The organism is Micromonospora echinofusca (assembly GCF_900091445.1).
Classification (GTDB): Bacteria; Actinomycetota; Actinomycetes; order Mycobacteriales; family Micromonosporaceae; genus Micromonospora; species Micromonospora echinofusca.
This window is the reverse complement of the sequence record NZ_LT607733.1, coordinates 6242463-6260225: the sequence shown is the minus strand read 5'-3', so window position 1 is coordinate 6260225 and position 17763 is coordinate 6242463. Positions and strand designations below refer to the sequence as shown.

Annotated in this window: 20 protein-coding genes and 3 tRNA genes; 10 read left to right on the top strand and 13 right to left on the bottom strand. The window is 74.6% G+C overall.

Translation table 11 applies throughout. The annotated features are described in order from the left end of the window. Positions 1-79 precede the first annotated feature (79 nt). Together GA0070610_RS26890 and GA0070610_RS26885 are read left to right on the top strand one after the other, a co-directional pair. On the top strand, positions 80-919 hold the full coding sequence (locus tag GA0070610_RS26890) for a hypothetical protein (RefSeq protein WP_089002615.1): 840 nt from the start codon (positions 80-82) through the stop codon (positions 917-919). 251 nt (positions 920-1170) lie between these two features. Continuing rightward, entirely contained in the window at positions 1171-1380 is a 210-nt protein-coding gene (locus GA0070610_RS26885) for a BldC family transcriptional regulator (RefSeq protein WP_007073996.1), read from the top strand. 92 nt (positions 1381-1472) lie between these two features. Here the strand turns inward: GA0070610_RS26885 and GA0070610_RS26880 are convergent, their stop codons facing one another. Then, a complete protein-coding gene (locus GA0070610_RS26880; RefSeq protein ID WP_089002614.1) occupies positions 1473-1871 on the bottom strand; it encodes a PPOX class F420-dependent oxidoreductase in 399 nt (132 codons plus the stop codon). Positions 1872-1924: 53 nt separating this feature from the next. On the opposite strand from GA0070610_RS26880, the gene GA0070610_RS26875 reads away from it, so the two are divergent. Beyond that, positions 1925-2704 carry a class I SAM-dependent methyltransferase gene (locus tag GA0070610_RS26875; RefSeq protein ID WP_089003772.1) on the top strand — a complete coding sequence of 260 codons (780 nt, stop codon included), beginning with the start codon at positions 1925-1927 and terminating at the stop codon, positions 2702-2704. 62 nt (positions 2705-2766) lie between these two features. On the opposite strand, the gene GA0070610_RS26870 is transcribed toward GA0070610_RS26875, so the two are convergent. Continuing rightward, positions 2767-3063 (bottom strand): hypothetical protein, encoded by a 297-nt coding sequence (locus GA0070610_RS26870; protein WP_089002613.1) that lies wholly within the window; start codon positions 3061-3063, stop codon positions 2767-2769. Positions 3064-3224: 161 nt separating this feature from the next. On the opposite strand from GA0070610_RS26870, the gene GA0070610_RS26865 reads away from it, so the two are divergent. Together GA0070610_RS26865 and GA0070610_RS26860 are read left to right on the top strand one after the other, a co-directional pair. Further along, the gene (locus GA0070610_RS26865; RefSeq protein ID WP_089002612.1) at positions 3225-4082 is read left to right on the top strand and encodes a 3-hydroxyacyl-CoA dehydrogenase family protein; all 858 of its coding nucleotides are present in this window, start codon (positions 3225-3227) and stop codon (positions 4080-4082) included. After that, a complete protein-coding gene (locus GA0070610_RS26860; RefSeq protein ID WP_089002611.1) occupies positions 4079-4822 on the top strand; it encodes an enoyl-CoA hydratase/isomerase family protein in 744 nt (247 codons plus the stop codon). Before GA0070610_RS26865 ends, GA0070610_RS26860 begins: the two co-directional genes overlap by 4 nt. A 60-nt stretch (positions 4823-4882) precedes the next feature. On the opposite strand, the gene GA0070610_RS26855 is transcribed toward GA0070610_RS26860, so the two are convergent. After that, positions 4883-6232: an ABC transporter substrate-binding protein gene (locus tag GA0070610_RS26855; RefSeq protein WP_089002610.1), complete on the bottom strand. Its 1350-nt coding sequence runs from the start codon at positions 6230-6232 to the stop codon at positions 4883-4885. A gap of 155 nt (positions 6233-6387) precedes the next feature. On the opposite strand from GA0070610_RS26855, the gene GA0070610_RS26850 reads away from it, so the two are divergent. Together GA0070610_RS26850 and GA0070610_RS26845 are read left to right on the top strand one after the other, a co-directional pair. Beyond that, entirely contained in the window at positions 6388-6777 is a 390-nt protein-coding gene (locus GA0070610_RS26850; protein ID WP_089003771.1) for a hypothetical protein, read from the top strand. A gap of 187 nt (positions 6778-6964) precedes the next feature. Further along, positions 6965-7672 carry a DUF2786 domain-containing protein gene (locus GA0070610_RS26845; protein WP_089002609.1) on the top strand — a complete coding sequence of 236 codons (708 nt, stop codon included), beginning with the start codon at positions 6965-6967 and terminating at the stop codon, positions 7670-7672. Positions 7673-7746: 74 nt separating this feature from the next. On the opposite strand, the gene GA0070610_RS26840 is transcribed toward GA0070610_RS26845, so the two are convergent. Further along, positions 7747-8265, bottom strand: a complete 519-nt coding sequence (locus GA0070610_RS26840; RefSeq protein ID WP_089002608.1) for an SRPBCC family protein — start codon at positions 8263-8265, stop codon at positions 7747-7749. Positions 8266-8467: 202 nt separating this feature from the next. Here GA0070610_RS26840 and GA0070610_RS31605 point away from each other — a divergent pair, with 202 nt between their 5' ends. Continuing rightward, a complete protein-coding gene (locus tag GA0070610_RS31605) occupies positions 8468-9778 on the top strand; it encodes a hypothetical protein (protein WP_231925827.1) in 1311 nt (436 codons plus the stop codon). Positions 9779-9887: 109 nt separating this feature from the next. Here GA0070610_RS31605 and GA0070610_RS26830 read toward each other — a convergent pair whose 3' ends face one another. Further along, entirely contained in the window at positions 9888-10655 is a 768-nt protein-coding gene (locus GA0070610_RS26830; RefSeq protein ID WP_089002607.1) for a Stf0 family sulfotransferase, read from the bottom strand. Positions 10656-10919: 264 nt separating this feature from the next. After that, the gene (locus tag GA0070610_RS26825; RefSeq protein ID WP_089002606.1) at positions 10920-11354 is read right to left on the bottom strand and encodes a VOC family protein; all 435 of its coding nucleotides are present in this window, start codon (positions 11352-11354) and stop codon (positions 10920-10922) included. Between the two features lie 325 nt (positions 11355-11679). Here GA0070610_RS26825 and rox point away from each other — a divergent pair, with 325 nt between their 5' ends. Beyond that, positions 11680-13107: a rifampin monooxygenase gene (rox, locus tag GA0070610_RS26820; protein ID WP_089002605.1), complete on the top strand. Its 1428-nt coding sequence runs from the start codon at positions 11680-11682 to the stop codon at positions 13105-13107. Between the two features lie 59 nt (positions 13108-13166). Here rox and GA0070610_RS26815 read toward each other — a convergent pair whose 3' ends face one another. Further along, complete coding sequence (locus tag GA0070610_RS26815) at positions 13167-14222, bottom strand: cation diffusion facilitator family transporter (RefSeq protein WP_231925826.1); 1056 nt, start codon at positions 14220-14222, stop codon at positions 13167-13169. A 67-nt stretch (positions 14223-14289) separates the two neighbouring features. Between GA0070610_RS26815 and GA0070610_RS26810 the strand changes: the two genes are divergently transcribed. Continuing rightward, on the top strand, positions 14290-14649 hold the full coding sequence (locus GA0070610_RS26810; protein WP_089002603.1) for an ArsR/SmtB family transcription factor: 360 nt from the start codon (positions 14290-14292) through the stop codon (positions 14647-14649). A gap of 148 nt (positions 14650-14797) precedes the next feature. Here the strand turns inward: GA0070610_RS26810 and GA0070610_RS26805 are convergent. From GA0070610_RS26805 to idi, 6 genes are all read right to left on the bottom strand, one after another. Next, a tRNA-Phe gene (locus GA0070610_RS26805) sits at positions 14798-14871 on the bottom strand. A 98-nt stretch (positions 14872-14969) separates the two neighbouring features. Beyond that, positions 14970-15046 (bottom strand) — tRNA-Asp (locus GA0070610_RS26800). A 32-nt stretch (positions 15047-15078) separates the two neighbouring features. After that, a tRNA-Glu gene (locus tag GA0070610_RS26795) sits at positions 15079-15151 on the bottom strand. Between the two features lie 153 nt (positions 15152-15304). Further along, entirely contained in the window at positions 15305-16102 is a 798-nt protein-coding gene (locus GA0070610_RS26790; protein WP_089002602.1) for a polysaccharide deacetylase family protein, read from the bottom strand. A 76-nt stretch (positions 16103-16178) separates the two neighbouring features. Next, complete coding sequence (locus GA0070610_RS26785; RefSeq protein ID WP_089002601.1) at positions 16179-17129, bottom strand: MerR family transcriptional regulator; 951 nt, start codon at positions 17127-17129, stop codon at positions 16179-16181. Further along, positions 17119-17739, bottom strand: coding sequence for an isopentenyl-diphosphate Delta-isomerase (gene idi, locus GA0070610_RS26780; RefSeq protein ID WP_089002600.1), 621 nt, complete (start codon positions 17737-17739; stop codon positions 17119-17121). Before idi ends, GA0070610_RS26785 begins: the two co-directional genes overlap by 11 nt. Between the last annotated feature and the right edge of the window lie 24 nt (positions 17740-17763).

The window sequence follows — 17763 nt, the reverse complement described above, 5'->3', positions numbered from 1 at the left end:
GACGCCGTCCGGCCGCCCAAGGCGCGCGTGATCGGGCCGCCGACGTCGGCCGGGTTCCGATTCGTGGGAGGATCGCGCCGTGCCGTCGCTCTTCGCTTCATACCTGCGCGTGTACGAGCCGCTGACCGCCTTCGACCGGGACCGCCAGTCGTACTGGCGGCGCTACGTCGAGCAGGGGCGGGCGGTGGCACCGGTGGAGGGGCCGGTCCGGCAACGGACGTCGGTGCTGGAGGCGCTCGGCGCCGGCTGGACCCGGCTGCCCGACCTGCCGGACGAGGCGTACGTCCTGGAGACCGACGAGACCCTGCTGGTCTGCCCGTGGAACCTGCGCATCCGGGTGGCCGAGGCGGCGCTGAACGCCCGCGACGGCGTGCCGCCGGTGCTGGCCGACGCCTTCGTCCCGCCGGTGCTCGCCGGGCAGGCGAAGGCGGCGGTTGAGGACTGGCGCAGCGGGGCCCGGGTGCTGGAGCACGGCGTGCCACGGGTACACGAGCAGACCGCGACGTGGGGTGTGCCGCTGCGCTGGTTCGTGCTCTTCGACCCGGAGGAGCGGAACCACGTGACCCACCCCGGGCTGCGGGCGCTGTGCTACCGGACGGAGATCTCCAAGGCGCGGCGTCGGTCGTCGCGGGCCCTGTCCGTGCTGCGCAAGTCGATCGGCGACGCCCCGATCACGGAGGCGGTCGAGGAGGCCGCCCGCTGGCTGGAGGAGTTCCACCCCCGCTCGATGGTGGAGCTGGACTACGGGGGCCTGGTCGAGCTGCTGTCGGACGAGACGCTGGCCGCCGACGACTCGCCCGAGCTGGTGGCGACCGGCCTGGCCGGACTGTCCCAGGGCGAGGCCGAGGAGGCGTCGGCGGCGTACGACCGGCTGGTCGCGCGCTGGCGGGCGGTCCAGCTGCTGGAACGGTGCAACTGAGGCGAAAACGCCCAGGGAGCGCTCCCAAGTCGAGGCAAGCTCGTAGTTGACTCATCACGAACCGTGATCATGAGTCCGAATAAGGTACTTTCTGCCGTGTAAAAGTCGCATAAATCGGGCATGGTTCATCCGTCCGTCTAGGGACGTTCGGCCGTTCGGCCCATGTCGGACATCGGGGACTAGCCGGACCATGGGAGACGCGTCGGCCGGCGGGACCCCGGCCGATGTCTATACATGTGGAGGAGTGACCGATGGCATCGCGAACGCACGAACCAGAGCCGCTACTCACACCGGCCGAGGTGGCGTCGATGTTCCGTGTCGACCCGAAGACGGTGACCCGGTGGGCCAAGGCGGGCAAGCTCAGCGCCATCCGCACCCTGGGTGGCCACCGTCGGTACCGGGAGTCGGAGGTCAGGGCACTGTTGCAGGGTCAGATCCCGCAGCAGCGGCAGGGAGACTGACCGACCGGGAGTGAACAGGTGTGGACGAAGGGCGGCGGACATGGTCCGCCGCCCTTCGTCGTGTCTCGTCCCGCCCACGTACGGCGGATGGATCAGGCGTCGGTCGACGGCCGGTCGGTGAGCACGACCCGGATGCCGACCGTGCCGCTCTCGCCGCGACGCAGGCGGCTGCCGAGCAGGCTGAGCCGGCCGACCAGCCGGTACTTCTGCTTGATCAGCTCACGTACCCGCCGGGTGCCGGCCGCGTCGCACAGGGTCGCGTGGGCGGCGACCGCCTCGCCGTGCGGCCGGCCCCGCACGTCGCACGGCGCCACCGTGACGTCGCCGCTGCGCCGGATCCGCTTCACCTTTCCGGCGTCCGCCGCCGACCACACCGCCAGCGCGTCGCCGTCGCGCACCGCCCAGACCGGGGTCGGCACCGCCCGACCGTCCTTGCGGAAGGTCGTGAGCAGGATGTACTTCTCCGCGCCGAGGCGGTCCAGGGTGGTCATCCCGCCAGGATACGGCCGCCGCGTTGACTGACCGGCCGGATAGCGTGAAGCCCGTGACGGCGGAGCCACGGATCGGTGACGTGTTCGGAGAGATGCTGCGCGACGCGTACGCCGTGGCCACCGGGGTCGGCCCCCGGCCGCTGGCCGGCGGGCGGCTGCCGCGACCGGTCATCGAGATCATCGAGCGCGACGACGGGCTCATCAACGGCGCGCCCGCCGCCCACTACCTCGACGGGCCGGCGGACTGGCAGCCGTACGACCACCGGGCCGTGGACCGGGTCCGGGGCGCGACCCTGGACGTCGGCGTCGGGGCGGGCCGGATCGCGCTGCTGCTCCAGGAGCGGGGGGTGCCCGTCACCGGGCTGGACACCTCGGCCGGGGCGCTGGCCGTCTGCCGCCGCCGGGGCGTACGCGACCTGGTGCACGGCACGGTCGACGCGCACGCCGCCGACGGCCGCCGCTACGACACGTTCCTGCTGCTCGGCAACAACGTGGGCCTGCTGGAGGGGCGGGAACGGGCACCGGCCCTGCTGGCCGCGCTCGCCGCGCTGGCCCGGCCGGGAGCACAGGTCATCGCCCAGGGCACCGACCCGTACGGCACCCGCGACCCGGTGCACACGGGCTACCACGAGCGCAACCGGCGCCGGGGGCGCTTCGGCGGGCAGCTCCGGCTCCGGCTGCGCTACCGGGAGCTGGGCACCGAGTGGTTCGACTACCTGGTCTGCTCCCCGGACGAGCTGGCCGAGCTGGTCCGGGGCAGCGGCTGGCGACTGACCGACGTGGACGACCGGGACGCGCCGTACTACCTCGCCACCCTGCGCCTCGCCGGCTGACGCCCCGGCGGAGGGCCGCACGCCCGGATTCCCGCCCGCGGCGGGAACCCGGGGCGCGGGCGTCAGACCTGGACGGTCGGGGGAAGCTGCTCGGGCGGGAGGCCACCGTCGCCGTCGACCACCTCGTCCGGGGTGCCGTCCTCGTCGAGGTCGACCATCGTGATGTCCACCTTGCCGTCGCCGTCGGTGTCGAACTGGAACAGGTCGGGCTTGCCGTCCCCGTCGGTGTCGACCACCCAGACGTCGGTGCGGCCGTCGTTGTTGGTGTCGGCGCGCAGCAGGTCGACCCGCTCGTCCCCGCGGGTCTCCACGGTCTCCGCCGTGTCGGCGGCGTGCACGGTCTCCGGTGCCTGGCTCATCTGGCCCGTCCTTCCCTCGGTTGGGTGCCGTGGTACCCGATCCGCCGCGCCCCCACGCATGCCGGGGAGATCGCCGCTGCATAGGGTCGGCCCATGAGCGAGTGGAGCGGGCGGCGGGGCACGGGTCGACCCCGTCCCGCCACCGGAGACAGGGAGGCGTCATGAGCGACCGCTTTGTCGTCGTCGGTGCCGGCACGATGGGGCTCGGCATCGCGTACGTGGCCGCCGGGGCCGGGCACGCCGTCGAGCTGGTCGAAGTGGACCGGGCACGGGGCGCGGCGGCCCTCGAACGGCTCGGCGAGCTGTGGGACCGGGCGGTGGCACGCGGCAAGCTGGACGCCGAGCGGGCCGCGACGAACCGGGAGCGGGTGACGCTGCGCACGGGGCTGGCCGAGGTCGCCGAGGAGCCGGCCGTGGTGGTCGAGGCCGTACCGGAGCGGCCGGACCTGAAGCGGGCGGTGCTGCGCGAGGCCGAGGCGCTGCGGCCGGCGCTGCTGGGCAGCAACACCTCCAGCATCCCGATCGCCGCGCTGGCCGAGGGGCTGGCGCGGCCCGAGCGCTTCCTCGGGCTGCACTTCTTCAACCCGGTCTGGGCGATGGCCCTGCTGGAGGTCGTGGTCGGCCCGGCCACCGCGGCGGAGACCACCGCCGAGGCGGTCGCGCTCGCCGGCCGGCTGGGCAAGGACCCCGTCGTCGTACGCGACATGCCCGGCTTCGCCACCTCCCGGCTCGGGGTCACCCTCGGGCTGGAGGCGATCCGGATGGTCGCCGACGGGGTGGCCAGCCCCGCCGACATCGACAAGGCGATGGTGCTCGGCTACCGGCACCCGGTCGGCCCGCTGGAGCTGACCGACATCGTCGGCCTGGACGTGCGGCTGGACATCGCGCGCACCCTGCAGGCCGCGTACGGGGACCGGTTCGCCCCGCCGCCGCTGCTGGAGGAGATGGTGGCCGCCGGCCGCCTGGGCAAGAAGTCCGGCGAGGGCTTCTACCGCTGGGAAGGCGGGGTGCGCTCATGAGCGGGCTGCGGATCGAGGAGCACCCGGACCGGCTGGTGGTGACGCTCGACCGGCCGGAGAAGCGCAACGCCATCGACGCCGACCTGATCGCCGAGTTGCACCAGGTCTGCGCGGAGCTGGAGGCGCGGCCCCGCCTGCTGCTGCTCACCGGCGGCACCGAGGGGATCTTCGCCGGTGGGGCGGACATCGGGCAGTTGCGCGAGCGGGGCCGGCTGGACGCCCTCGCGGCGATCAACTCGGCGGCCTTCGCCCGGATCCGGGCGCTGCCGATGCCGACCGTCGCGGCCGTGGACGGGCCCGCGCTGGGCGGCGGCGCCGAGCTGGCGTACGCCTGCGATCTGCGGGTCTGCACGGCACGGGCGGTGTTCGGCCAGCCGGAGGTCCGGTTGGGGATCCTGGCCGGCGCGGGCGCGACCCACCGGCTGCCGGCGCTCATCGGGGAGGCCCGGGCCAAGGAACTGCTCTTCACCGGCCGCCGGGTGGACGCCGAGGAGGCGCTGCGGATCGGGCTGGTCAACCGGGTGGTGGCCGAGCCCGGCGAGCTGCTGCCCACCGCGCACGGGCTGCTCGACGAGATGGCGAAGGGCTCCGCGCTGGCGCTGCGGCTGACCAAGCTGGCGGTCGACGCGCCGGCCGCCGCGCACCCGCACCTCGACCTGGTCAGCCAGGCGGTGCTCTTCGAGGACGAGGAGAAGCACCGGCGGATGACGGAGTTCCTCGAGCGGCGCCGCCCCCGCTGATTCCCGCGACGACGACGGCCGCACCGGTCACCGGTGCGGCCGTCCGTGTTCCGAGGTGGCTCAGTGCCGGATCTGCACCCCAGCGTCGGCGAGGGCCCGGATCACCTGGGCGGACTCGGCGAAGCCGATGATCAGCACGGCCTCCGCGCCGAAGTCCTTGATCTCCTTGGCGCCGGCGCCGAAGTCCACCGGGTTCGCCTTGGTGTCGGCCGGCGGCTCGTAGGTCAGCAGCTTCAGCCGGTCGCCGCCGATGCCGGCCCGCTCCAGCTCGGCCCGGACGGTGTTCTGGAGCCCTTCGCCGTAGGAGTCCTTACGGGCCACGATGGCGATCTTCTGCGGGCCGTCGCGGAGGATCACGTCGGCCAGCGCCCGACCCTGGAGGCTGTCCGGCGGCGCGGTACGGAAGTAGAGGCCGTTGTCGTCCAGCTCGGTCAGGCTGGCGTCGGTGTTCGACGGGGCGAACAGCACCTTCCCGGCCTGCACCACGTCGGGCAGCACGGCGCGGGAGATGCCGGAGGCGCCGGCGCCGATGATGACGTGGACGTTCCGCGCGACGTGGCTGGCCACGGTGGCCTTGGCGACCGCCGGGTTGGTGCCGTCGTCGCCGTCGATCCAGACCACCGGCTCGCCGAGCACCCCGCCCGCCGCGTTGATCTCCCTGATCGCCAGCTTGGTGCCGGCGGAGATCGGCGGGTACGCCAGCGCCAGGTCACCGGTCTGCGGCAGCAGGCCGCCCATGACCAGCGGTGAGCCGTCGCTGCGGTCGGTGCGGCCGCCGCGCTGCTTCTTCGCCTTCGGCGGCGCCTTGGTGCTCGCCGCCGACTCGTCCCCGGCCCCGACGAACTCCGTCTTGCCGTCGTTGAGCCGCTGGCCGTCGAAGTGCAGGGTGCCGTAGCTCGCGGTGGACGGCTCGCCGGCGTCGGTGAAGCCGGCCCGGGTCAGCGAGACGCTGCGGTACTCCACGTCGCGTCCCGCGCGGGCCAGGGCCAGGCACTCCGCTGGCGTCTCGCAGCGCTGCCCGCCGTTGGTCACCCCGACGATCTGCTTCGCGATGGCCGCCGGATCCGTCGTGCCCGCGAGCTGGGCGGCGATCGCGCTGATCACCACCGCGTCGTACGCCTCGGCGGAGTAGAGGAAGTCGCCCAGCTTCGGGTCGAGGGACCGGAGCCGGTTCTTGAAGTCCTCGGGCAGGGGCGTGAGCGGCGTCGTGCCCTTCATGCCGTCGACCAGGCTGGCGCGATCCTTCAGCTCGGCGGGGTACGAGTTCAGCATGTTGCCGTCGGTGCCGTAGAGGCGCACCTGATGGGTGGCCGCCTCCTCGGGCTCTTCGGTCCCGCAGGCGCTCGTGGCGAGCAGGAACGTCGCGCAGGCAGCCAGGGTGGCCGCCCGCGAGGCGCGTGACTTGAACATGGTCGTCCTTCCTCCGGCGAAGGTCCGCTGCGCACATTAGCGTGCTGGGCCGTGCCGCGGGACCACGGAGGCGGCTCAATCCGCAGGTCGCCCGCCCTAACTACGGAAAGTAACCACCGCCGGGTGGCTTGACCCCTACCCCTACCGTGCTGTGGGTGACGGACTCACCACAGCAGACGCTCGACGACGCGACCGCCGTGCTCCGCTCGGCGCTGGCCGGGGACGGCGACGCGGTGGCGGGGGCGTTCGACGCGGTCGTCGACCGGTCCGGCCTGGCCGGCGCGTACGGGGTGGCCTGGTGTCTCGCCGCCACCATGGTCGGCGACCCGGTGCCGCCGGGCACGTGCGCGCTGGACTTCCCCGGCATCGAGGAGGCGGGCTACGACACCCGCTGGGTGGCGCGCTTCGTCAGCGCGTACGCCAACGCCGACGACGACACCGGCGAGGCGCTGTTCGGGGCGGCGGCGGCCGACGGGCTGCTGCCGGAGTGCCTGCTCACGCTCGCCGGCTCGACCGTGGCTACGCTGCGTAGCCGGGCCGTCTGACCCGTCTCTCCGTTGGGCACCCCTCGCCGGTCGTCGGCACGGTCACCGCGTCCGGCCGACTTGCCGTGCGGCGAGGTCGGGCCGCCGCCGTGCGGCGAGGTCGGGCCGGCGTGGTCGGTCACCGGGTCATCCGCCGGCCGCCGGTCGCGGTGCGGCGGGGCCGGGCCGGCGTGACAGGCTGAGCGGCATGTCCGACGCCATGCTCAGCAAGGTGCGCAAGCTGCTGGCCCAGGCCGAGGACCCGGCCTGCACCCCCGCCGAGTCGGCCGCGTTCACCGCCAAGGCGACCGAGTTGATCGCCCGCTACGGCGTGGACCGGGCGCTGCTGGCCGCCCGCGACCCGGCCTCGGACCCGGTGGGCGACCGGGTGGTCGAGGTCGTCGCCCCGTACGCCCGGGACAAGGCCGGCCTGCTCGCCGCGGTCGCCGACCCGCTGCGCTGCCGCTGCGTCCGCCGCCGGGAGGGTACCGGCTTCGCCATGCACCTGTTCGGCTTCGCCAGCGACCTGGAACGCGTCGAACTGCTGTTCACGTCGCTGCTGGTGCAGGCCGCGCACGGACTTGCCGGCGCCGCGCCGCCGGCCGGCGCGCATGTCGCCGCCTTCCGGCGCTCGTGGCTGGCCGGGTTCGCCCACGTGGTCGGGGTGCGGCTCCGGGCGGCGGAGGCCGGGGCCGTCGCCGAGGCGGGCGCGCCCTCGGTGGCACTGGTCCTGGCCGACCGGTCGGACCGGGTCCGGCACCGCGTCGCCGAGGTGTACCCGCAGTTGCGTACCGCCGCGCCGCGCCGGCTTGCGGGCGGCGGGTTCGGCCGGGGCGCCGAGGCGGGCCGTCGCGCCGACCTCGGCGGTCGGGACGCCGCCACGGCGCGGGCCGCGCGTCCCGGCCTCGGCCGCTGACCCGCCACGACCCTGGCGGCGACGCACCGGAGCAGCCGGTGGCCGGTGACGGGCGGTGTGGTGTCGGAGGCCGGTCAGTCGGCGGTGCGGTCGGCCACCCGGGCGGCGTAGCGGGTGAGCAGCTCGTGCCAGCCAGCGGTCAGGGCCTGCCGGTAGCCCTCCGCCGCCTCGCCGTGCCGGTCGAAGTGCCGGTGCTCGACGTGCACCCGGGTCCGCTCCGGCCCCTCCGGGTGGAAGAGCACCTCCACCTCGCTCGCCCTGGCGGGATCCGGCACCGGTGCCCGGTCCGCCCCGATCTGCCAGGTGAAGACGAGCCGCTCGGGCGGATCCCAGGTCAGCACCCGGCCCCAGTCGCAGCGGAAGCCGTACGGGCCGATCTCGTAGAGCATGCCGCCGGCGCGCGGCTCCATGCCCAGGTCGGCGAGCTGCTCCGGCCCCGACCAGGTGTATTCCACCACCCACCACTGCGCCAGGCCGCCGGTGAACACCTCGAACGCCCGCTGGGCGGGAGCGGGGACCAGGAGGGCGCTGCGCAGCGCGAACCGTTCGGACTCCTGCCGGATGCCGGCCGGGTCAGCCATCTCCTGTCCCATAGGCCCGGACCATACCGGCTGATGCCCGGGTGCGCAGCTTCGCGACCGTCCGCTCCGCGCCTCCCCGGCCGGGGCCGACGGCGATCCCGTCCCGGCCCGTGTGGCCGCTCGCGCGGTCGTCCGGCGGGATGTTCGGCCGGATAGCGGGTACCCGCGCCGAACGGTCCCGGCCGGCCCGGCCGGAGGATGCGGAGCGGGGAGCATGAGCGAGAACGCGCAGCAGCGGAATCCGGACCAGCTCGGCGGTCGATCGAACCGGCGCGACGGGGAGGCCGAGCCGCCCCGCCGCGACAGGGGGATGGAGCCGGCCCGTCGGGGCGGGGACGCCGAGCCGGACGTCCTGCTGGACATACCCGAGGTGTCGGTCGACTCGGTGCGGCTCGCGGTGGACGAGCTGGACGCCGACGTCTCCCTGCGAACCCGGCTGGCCAATCTCCTCCAGCTCGACGCCGGGGTCCGGGTGCACCTCAAGGGCGTCGAGCTGGACATCACCGGGGTGCACGCCGAGGCGCTGCTGAAGGTGCGGCTGGAGAAGCTGGTGGAGATCCTCGACCGGGCGCTGACCACCATCGACCGCAACCCCCAGATCATCGAGGCGCTGTCGCGTACGGCGACGGCCTCGCTGGACGACGTCAACCGGGCGACGCAGCGGATCGCCAACCTGGGCGAGCGGGCCGTCGGCCCTGTGGAGCAGCTCACCGGCCCGGCGGGGCAGCCCCCGTTGGAGCGGGCCGGCGGCGCGACCGACGACCTCGGGCAGCAGGTCGGCGCCATCGGTGCGGTCGCCGACCGGTCCCTGCGTGAGCCGGGCGGCCCCGGGCAGGGTGGTCCTGGGCCGGGCGGGGTTGCGCAGGGCGGACCGGGCGGGGCCCACGAAGGCGGACCGGGCGGGGCTCCGGAAGGCGGACCGGGCGGGGCTCCCGGAGCCGGGCAGGCTCCTCGGGGTGGCGGCCTCGCCAGCGGGTCCGGGGGCGGGGGCGAGCAGGGGCAGGCGCAGCGCGCACGCGAGCAGGCGGGGCGCGAGGCGGCCCGCCAGCCGACCGGGCCCGGGGAACAGGAACACGCCCAGGACGCCCCGGAGCGCGGCGGGCAGCAAGCGGGCGGCGAGCACGGAAGGCAGCCGGCTGCCTCCGGGCCGGGCGGGCAGCAACCGGGCGGTGCGGAGCGCGGCAAGTCGGAGGCGGGCGGCGAGGAGCACGGCGGGCAGCGGCCGGGGCGCGAGGAACAGGGCGCGCGGCAACCGGGCGGTGAACGGGTCGGCGGTCCCGGCGGTGGCACCGCCGCAACGGGCGGCGGGGATCGCGGACCCGGTGGTGGCCAGGAGGCCGGAGGGGCCGAGTCGCCGGAGGGTCCGCCCGAGGGCGGCTCGGGTCGACGACCCGGAACCTCGGGCGGTGCGCAGAGCGCGGCGCAGCTCGCCGAGCAGGCGGGGGAGACGCTCCGGCAGGCCGGCCGGAGCGTCTGGGAGGCGATCCAGGACGGGGTGGCCCAGCACCGCCAGCAGCGGCGCTGACGGGCGGCCCAGACGGCCGGCGGGGTGAGCGCCGGGGCGTGCCCACCCGCGCCGGGGCAGGCCGACCCGCAGGTCCATCCGCGCCGGGCCGGGCTCGGCGGCCCGGCGGTCAGCGGCCGATCATCTCCGCCCGGTATCGCTCGATCCACTGCCGGTTGAGTTCGTCGGCCTGGCGTCGGTGCCGGGGAACGACGGCGCAGCCGTCCTCGGGCACGTCGAGCCCCAGGAAGTCGAGGATGCGGCGGGTGGTGGCGGCCATGTCCTCGGCCAGTTCCTCGTAGCGCACCACGTGCGGTCGGATCCCCCGCGAGGCGAACCACTGCTCCCAGGCCGCGTTGTGCTCGCCGATCTCGTCGAGGTGGTGGCGGATGCCGTCCGCGTCGAAGCGGGGTGCCCGCCCGTTGCCGGCGTCGCCGCTGATCTCCCCACTGCCCCCGTCGAACCACTCGCCGGTCTGCTCGGCGCGCAGCCGCGACACCGCCTGCGCCAGCACGTCGTCGCGTCGCAGGAAGACGAAACCGGTACGGCCGAACGCCCTGCCCAGCAACGCGACGTCGTCGCCGGCGAGGTCGGGATGGCTCGCCCCGAGCCTGGCCAGCAGTTCCTCCAGCGTTCCCCACATGAGCTTCGCGCCGAACATGCCGTTGTCGGTGCGGCCGGCGGCGAGCGCGGCGCGTACGAAGTCCGCGTGATCGAAGCCGCCGTCGGCCGTGCGGGGGAGCCGCCACCGGTCGGCCCACAGCAGTTCGTCGGGGGAGCGGAAGTATGCCTGGGGACGACCGGCGACGCCGGTGGACTCCAGCAACCCGAGCAGGAGCGAACTGCCGGTGCGCGGGGTGCCGCAGACGAAGTACGAATCGACACGGACGGTCAGCATGGGTGTACGCAATCGCAGCGCGGCCCCCCGCTGCAACCGAATTCGTCTCCCGCGCCGGGCTGGTTGCTCGGCCGCCACGCCGGGGCGATCAGCCGAGGGCTCGCAGCGCGGCCGTGCCCACCACGAAGACGGCGATCAGCGCGGCGGAGGCGACGCGCACCGGTCGCGAGGGCGGGTCGGGGTCAGCGTGGCACGGCCGGGCCGTCCACCGCTGTCCCGGATCCGTCGATCGGCGTCGCCGGCACGGGCGGACGGGGCGCGCCGTCACGCCGAGGCGGCGGCGACGCAGAACTCGTTGCCCTCCGGGTCGGCCATGACGACGTGGTGCCCGGTGACCTCCTCCAGGACGGTCCCGCCCGCCCGGACCAGCCGCTCGGCCTCTGCGCTGATCCGCGCCCACCGCTCCTCGGGGGTGCCGTGACCCGGCACCCGGACGTCGATGTGCAACCGGTTCTTCGCCGTCTTGGGCTCGGGGACCCTGAGGATGGAGAGTGCGGGGCCGACGCCCTCGGGGTCGCAGAGCCACGCCGCGTCGTCCACCGGGTCGTCCTCCGGCAGGTCGAAACTCGCGTGCCACTCCTCGCGGGTGTGGAAGGGGGCGGGCGGGGGCTCGTCGACGTAGCCCAGTGCCGTCTTCCAGAACTCGCCGAGGAGCTTCGCGTCGCCGCAGTCGAGAGTCAGACTGATCCTGGTCGCCATGGCGGGACGGTATCGCCCACGTCCGACAGCCGAAGTAGCGAACCGACTGCGGGGAAGGGCCAGGAGGGTGCGGGATCTCGTTCCCGCCACCTTCAACGTATATCGGACGGGGGGACTTGCCGCAAGACCCGGGTGGTGCCCCAGAATTGTCGGCCGAGGCCAGAACCTGCGGAAATCAGAGCTTTGCGCGTTCCGTGCCGTTGTCGGCGTACGGTCCGGGGCGGGACGTCGGACGCCGACGGACCCGCGGCGCGGCTGCGGGAGACCGGCGCGGCGGCACAGCGCGGCGGCTGGCCCAGTTCCCATCTCGTGAATGAGGGGCACCATGATCGACGTGATCGTGGTCGGCGGCGGGCCGACCGGCTTGATGCTGGCCAGCGAGTTGCGGCTGCACGGCGTACGCGTGCTCGTGCTGGAGAAGGAGCGGGATCCGACCAGGTTCGTCCGCGCGCTCGGCCTGCATGCGCGCAGCATCGAGGTGCTGGACCAGCGGGGCCTGCTGGGGCGCTTCCGCGCGCTCGGTGGGCAGCATCCGCTCGGCGGCTTCTTCGCCGGCATCCCCAAGCCGGCGCCGGACCGGCTGGACACCGCCCATCCGTACGTCCTCGGCATTCCGCAGACCACCACCGACCGCCTGCTGGCCGAGCGCGCCACCGAACTCGGCGCCGAGGTGCGGCGCGGCTGCGAGCTGGTCGGGCTGAGCCAGGACGACGAGGGGGTGAACGCCGAGTTGGCCGACGGCACCCGGTTGCGCTCGCGCTACCTGGTCGGTTGCGACGGCGGCCGCAGCACCGTGCGCAAGCTGCTCGGCGTCGGCTTCCCCGGTGAGCCCACCAGGGTCGAGACGCTGCTGGGCGAGATGGAGGTGGCCGAGGACCCGGCCACGGTTGCCGCCGTCGTCGCGGAGGTCCGCAGGACCCAGCTGAGGTTCGGCGCCGCGCCTCTCGGGGACGGGTGCTACCGGGTCGTCGTGCCCGCCGCGGGGGTGGCCGAGGACCGCGCCGTCCCGCCGACCATCGAGGAGTTCCGGCAGCAGCTACGGGTGACTGCCGGCACCGACTTCGGCGTGCACTCCCCGCGCTGGCTCTCCCGTTTCGGCGACGCCACCCGGCTGGCGGAGCGTTACCGGATCGGCCGGGTGCTCCTGGCCGGCGACGCGGCGCACGTCCACCCGCCTACGGGTGGGCAGGGGCTCAACCTCGGAATCCAGGACGCGTTCAATCTCGGCTGGAAGCTGGCCGCCGAGATCGACGGCTGGGCCCCGGCGGGGCTGCTGGACAGCTACCAGGCCGAACGTCGCCCGGTGGCCGCCGACGTGCTGGACAACACCCTGGCGCAGATGCACCTGCTGTCGACTGAGCCGGGCCCGCAGGCGGTGCGTCGACTGTTGTCGGAGCTGATGGACTTCCAGGACGTGAACCGGCACCTGATCGAGAAGATCACCGCGATCGGGGTCCGCTACGACCTCGGCGAGGGCCACGAACTACTCGGCAGGCGGCTGCGCGACGTGGGCCTGAAGCGGGGACGCCTCTACGAGCTGCTGCACGCCGGCCGGGGGCTGCTCCTCGACCGGACCGGTCGGCTCTCGGTCGCCGGGTGGGACGACCGGGTCGACCACGTCGTCGACGGCAGCGACGAACTGGACGTGCCCGCCGTACTGCTGCGGCCGGACGGCCACGTGGCCTGGGTCGGCGACGACCAGGCGGGGCTGGTCGGTCAGCTGCCGAGGTGGTTCGGGGCTGCCGTCAGCTGAGCACGCGCCGGCGGCCCGTGGGACGCGGACACCCGGGCACGGGGTGCACCGGGGGCCGTTCAGATCGTCTGCCGGCGTTCGTGCGACAGGTCTGCGTGATGGTGGGCGCCGGGATGGCAGTCGGGATCGGTGTGGACGGTGGCGCTGGTCAGCCGGGGCACGGCGTGGGTGAGCTGGTGTTCGGCGTCGGCGGCGATCCCGTGCGCGGCGACGAGGCTGAGGTGGGCGTCCACCACGAGTTCGGCTTCGGCGTGGAGGCGGTGACCGATCCAGCGGAGCCGGACCGTGGTGACGTCGCGGACGCCGTCGACGGCGCGGAGCGTGGCTTCGGCCTGGTCGACGATGGCGGGGTCGACGGCGTCCATGAGCCGTCGGTAGACCTCGCGGGCGGCTTCCTTGAGGACGAGGGTGATGGCGACGGCGATGGCCAGGCCGACGGCCGGGTCGGCCCAGCGCCAGCCGAGGGCGGCCCCGCCGGCGGCGAGGAGCACGGCGAGGGAGGTGTAGCCGTCGGTACGGGCGTGCAGGCCGTCGGCGACCAGGGCGGCGGAGCCGATGCGGCGGCCGATGCGGATGCGGTAGCGGGCGACCAGCTCGTTGCCGACGAAGCCGACGAGGCCGGCCGCGGCCACCCAGGGCAGGTGGGTCACCTCGGCCGGGTGCAGCAGCCGGGCGACAGCGGTCCAGGCGGCGGCGACGGCGGACGCGGCGATGACCGCGACGATGATGATGCCGGCGATGTCCTCGGCGCGGCCGTAGCCGTAGGTGTAGGCGCGGGTGGCGGCCCGCCGGCCGAGCAGGAAGGCGATGGCCAGCGGTACGGCGGTGAGGGCGTCGGCGACGTTGTGCAGGGTGTCGCCGAGCAGGGCGACCGAGCCGGACAGCACGACGATGACGGCCTGGGCGACGGCGGTGGCCCCGAGGCCGACGAGTGAGATCCACAGGGCGCGTAGGCCCTCCCGGGAGGACTCCAGCGCGGGGTCGACCTTCGCGCGGGAGTCGTGCGAGTGCGGGACGACCGCGTGGGTCAGCCGATGCCAGCGGGCGGCGAGCCGCCCCTGTTGGTGATGACCGTGATCGTGCGGGTGGTCGTGGCCGTGCTCGTGGTCTTCCACCGCGTCTCCCAACGTCCCTGACGGCTCAGCGGACCGGTATCCCCGACGACGGCGATAATATGTGCCCATGTATGCACGCGACAATGCGGCAGGTGCCAACGACCTGCAACAACGTCTCCCTGTCGACAGCCACGTCGAGGCAGCTACCGAGATGGTGCGGATGCTCGCGGACGGCACCCGACTGCGGTTGATGTGGCTGCTCGTCCACGGAGAGCACGACGTCACGGCCCTGGTGACGGCGCTGGGAGTGGCGCGGCCGGCGGTGTCGCAGCACCTCGGCAAGCTGCGCCTGGCGGGACTGGTCACGATGCGGCGCGACGGCCGGCGGGCGCTCTACAGCGGCAGAGGAGGTCACGTGCGTCGGCTGGTCACCGAGGTCATGCACGCGGCCTCGCACCGGGTGCGCGGCATCCCCGAACACGACTGAAGCGTCCGCGGGCGGACACGCGGGCACCGCGGCGGCGAGCGAGAAGCCGGTCGCTACCCGGTGGCGGCCCACGGCAGCAACCCGTACGCAGAAGCGCCGACCGGCGTTTCCGCTGGTCGGCGCTTCAGTAGCCCGGCGAAAGGCTATGTGGCCAGGGGCGGGGTCGAACCGCCGACCTTCCGATTTTCAGTCGGACGCTCGTACCAACTGAGCTACCTGGCCGTGTTGCTCGGTTCATGCTACCCGCACGGCGGGTTCTCCGCCGGAAGGGTCACATGCCCCGATACGCAGAAAGCCGCGCAGGGCGCGGCTTTCTCCGCTGGCGGTCCTGACGGGACTTGAACCCGCGACCTCCGCCTTGACAGGGCGGCGAGCACTCCAACTGCTCCACAGGACCTAGCTTTGTTGCCTCCGGCCGAAGCCGGACCGTGCCCCCAACGGGATTCGAACCCGTGCTACCGCCTTGAAAGGGCGGCGTCCTGGGCCGCTAGACGATGAGGGCGGCCCCGCCATCATTGCACACTCGCAACTTCAAGCGGACTTGCTCCCATCCGGCCCCGCCGGAGGCTTGGATAGCTTACGTGATGATCGGTCCGTCGACCAAACCGGTATGGCCCTAGCCACAGCGCCCCGCAAAACCGCAGGTCAGGGGGCTCTAGCGGAGCCGGGCGACGCCGTAGCGGCGCTTCAGGTCGGCGATCAGGCGTGGACTGGCGGCCAGCGTGGCCGCCCGATCGCCGCCTCCGTCGTGCAGCAGCACGATCGAGCCGGGGCGGGCCGCGGCGCGTACCCGCTTGGCGATCGTCGCGGCGGTCGGCTTGCCCCAGTCCTGCGGGTCGACGTGCCAGTGCAGCGACCGCATGCCGAGCTGCTTGGCGACCGTCACCACCTCGGCCGTCCACCGGCCGCCCGGCTGCCGGTAGAACGGCACCTTGGCGCCCGGCACCGCCGCCCGGATGGCCGCGTTGGTGCGCAGGAGGTCCCGCCGGATCTCGGCGGCCGGCCGTCGGGCGAGATCCAGATCGTGGTTCCAACTGTGGTTGCAGAGCTGGTGGCCCTCCCGCACGATCCGCCGGACCAGGTCGGGATGGCGCCGGGCCTGCTTGCCCACCACGCAGAAGGTGGCGGTGACCCGGGCCGCCCGGAGGCGGTCGAGGACCTTCGGCGTCCAGGTCGGGTCCGGCCCGTCGTCGAAGGTCAACGCCACCGCCCGTACGCCGGTGGTGCGTCGCAGCCCCGTCGGCAGCTTGGTCGGCAGCGGGCGGACCAGGCGCCGGGGCGGGGTGGTGCGGCTGGGCCGCGGCGCGGCCGACGGCGCGGGCTCGGCCGGCAGCGGGGCGGAGGCGACGGGTGCGGGACCGGCGGCCCGCCGGCCGCTCGTGGTGCCGTCGCCGCAGCCGCCGAGGACGAGGACCAGTGCCAGGCCGGCGGCCAGCACGGCGCGTGGGCGCATCGTTCGCTCCCGGAGGGGGTCGGGGTCGGCGGACCTCCCGACGCTAGTGGACGGCGTCCCGCCCCGGGATCCCCCGTCAGTCCGCCGACGCCTGGTCCAGCGAGTCGCGCAGGGCGAGCGCCAGCGAGACCGCCTCGGTGAGGTCGACCGGCCGGACCACCCCGGCGGGCAGCGAGTCCGCCAGCCAACCCGGCCCGGCGGCGAGCACCAGCAGCGGCCGGCGGGGCGCGGCGAGGAGGGCGTTGAGCTGGGCGGGATCGGCGGTGGTCCGGGTGTGCGACCAGATCACCACGGCGGCCGGCCCGGTCCGGTTGACGGCCTCGAGCAGCGCGGGCAGCGGCATCCGGGCGCCGAGCATCCGGTAGCCGACCCCGGCCTCGGCGAGCGCGGCGGCGAGCGCCTCCAACGGCAGGGTGTGCTGCTCCTCGTCGGCGCAGGAGAGCACGATGCGCGCCGGCCCGGCGGGCGCGGCGGCGCGGGCGACCACCGCGAACGCCTCCGAGACGCAGCGCGACATCAGGTGCTCGACCTCGACGAGGCCGCCGGTGGCGGCGTGCCGCTCGCCGATGCCGAAGAGCACGGGACGCAGCAGACCTTCCCAGGTGGCGATCACACCGTCCGCCTCCAGGGCCCGGGCGATCGTCTCGCCGATCACCACCGAGTCCAGCCGCATGGCGGCGCGGGCCAGCCCTCGGGCCGCCGGTCCGGCCCGGCCGACCGGGATCGTCGAACCGCCGCCGTCGCGGCCGGCGACGGCGCGCACCCGTGGGGGTACGGCCGCGTCGGCGGGCACGGCGTCCGGCGCCCGACGGGCCCAGCGGGCCGCCTCCGCCGGGGTGACCCCCTGGGCGGTGAGCCGCCGCATGATCTCCAGGCGCGCGAGGTCGGCCGGCGTGTAGCGCCGGTGGTGCCCGGGTACGTGCTCGCTGGGCCCGAGGCCGTAGCGCTGGTGCCAGGTGCGCAGGGTGGTCACGGCCACGCCCAGCCGTCGGGCGACGGCTCCCGCGCTCAGCGCCTCATCGGCCACCCGACCGCTCCGACGCGTCGTTCGCCGGCGGGCCGGACGGGGTGCCGGGCTGGCCCGGCGGGCCGGCGGCGGGCCCCGACGGGCGCAGCAGCCGGTTCACCACCCCGCCCAGCCAGGGGGCGTACGCGCGGGGGTCGGCGTCGAGGTCGGCCGTCAGCGCGGCGGGGTCGGCCCAGCGCAGCTCGGCCACCTCGTCGGGATCCGGCAGCAGTGGGCTGCCCGGCCGGAACTCGCCCCGCAGGACGTGGTCGTACTCGAACTCGACCCGACCGGTGGCCGGGTCCTCGGCGTAGTAGATGTACACCCCGACCTCGGTCAGCTCGACCGGGTCGGCGCCGAGCTCCTCGCGCAGCCGGCGGTTGGCGGCCTCGACGAGGGACTCGCCGGGCGCCGGGTGGCCGCAGCACGCGTTGGCCCAGCGCAGCGGAAAGCGGGTCTTGACCGCTGCCCGCCGTTGCAGCAGCACCCGGCCCCGGGGGTCGACGAGCAGCACGGAGAAGGCGCGGTGGAGCTGGCCCGGGGGCTGGTGTGCGGACGACACGGTGGTCTCGCCCCGCGCCAGTCCGGCGTCGTCCACGAGCTCGACGAGGTGCGTCTCGCGGCTGGTCACGGCAGGTGTCTCCCTGGTCCGAGG